This is a genomic window from Streptomyces sp. SID1328 (genome assembly GCF_009865595.1).
GTDB lineage: Bacteria > Actinomycetota > Actinomycetes > Streptomycetales > Streptomycetaceae > Streptomyces > Streptomyces griseoluteus.
The window spans coordinates 1-1,193 of sequence record NZ_WWKH01000746.1 but is presented as its reverse complement, the minus strand read 5'-3'; the positions used below and the strand labels follow the sequence as shown (position 1 = coordinate 1,193).

The following is a 1,193-nucleotide window of genomic DNA, read 5'->3' as shown; positions in this document are numbered from 1 at the left end:
GGCGAGCCTCGCCGGGCGGACCGCCCGCGCGGAGGCCGGACTCGCGGCGGCCGGACGGGCGCTGGAGGAGGCGGCCGTGCGGGCGCGGCACTGCCAGGACGAGGCACGCGCGCGTGCCGCCGACATCCTCGCGGGGGCCCGCCTGCACGCGGAGCGCACCGCCCGCGAGACCGAGCGCGTCCTGCGCGAACACAGCGACACCTGGGACGACGTGCAGGCCCAGACCAGCCGCGTACGCGACCGCCTGACCGAGCTGACGGGGCGGGCCGCCGCGCAGTGACCCGGGTCACGTCGGGGTGCCCGTAAGGGGCGGGTTGACCCTGACGCGGCGTAAGGGTGGAGGCTGACCGGGGGCGGGGGTGGACACGACCCTGAGAAGGGCTCCACCCGTCGGTGGAGTACCCCTAGGGGTATCTCCGTACGAGGGCTCGGGGAGGGTTCGTTCCCGCGGAGGACGAGGGCGGCCGCGCCTCGTCCTTAGTCTGTCCTTATGCCGCCAGGGGGGCGGTCGGCCGGACCGCGGGGGGTAGGGATTTCCCCCCGGGAAACGGGGGTTCGCACCAGCGTGCGGCACCCCCCGCCACGGCCAGACTTCAGGCGTAGCGCACGGACGTACCGGCCCGCACCACCGAACCCACGCATCGCACCGCGATCCAGGGTGCCCGCGATCGACCCGCATAGGAGACATACCGTGACATCGGCTGTGACCATTCCCAGGCACGGGGGCACTGGAGGGCCTACGGCCGTCGCCGCACGAGCGCGGCAGGTCGTGAAGGCCTACGGGGCCGGGGAGACCCGCGTCGTCGCCCTCGACCACGTCGACGTGGACATCGCCCGCGGCCAGTTCACCGCGATCATGGGCCCCTCCGGGTCCGGCAAGTCCACCCTCATGCACTGCCTGGCCGGCCTGGACACCGTGACCAGCGGTCAGATCTACCTGGACGAGACCGAGATCACCGGCCTCAAGGACAAGAAGCTCACCCGGCTGCGCCGCGACCGGATCGGCTTCATCTTCCAGGCGTTCAACCTGCTGCCGACGCTGAACGCGCTGGAGAACATCACGCTGCCCATGGACATCGCCGGCCGCAAGCCCGACAAGGCATGGCTGGACCGGGTCGTGGAGACCGTCGGACTCAAGGACCGGCTCAGGCACCGGCCCACCCAGCTCTCCGGCGGCCAGCAGCAGCGCGTCG

The 1,193-nt window shown here is 72.6% G+C and carries 1 protein-coding gene and 1 pseudogene; both read left to right on the top strand.

All coding sequences use genetic code 11. The features are described from left to right. Positions 1 to 280, top strand: a pseudogene (locus GT030_RS23970) (cellulose-binding protein); the annotation flags it as partial. Between the two features lie 411 nt (positions 281 to 691). After that, on the top strand, positions 692 to 1,193 hold a 502-nt coding region (locus tag GT030_RS23965), incomplete at its 3' end, for an ATP-binding cassette domain-containing protein (RefSeq protein WP_161202873.1).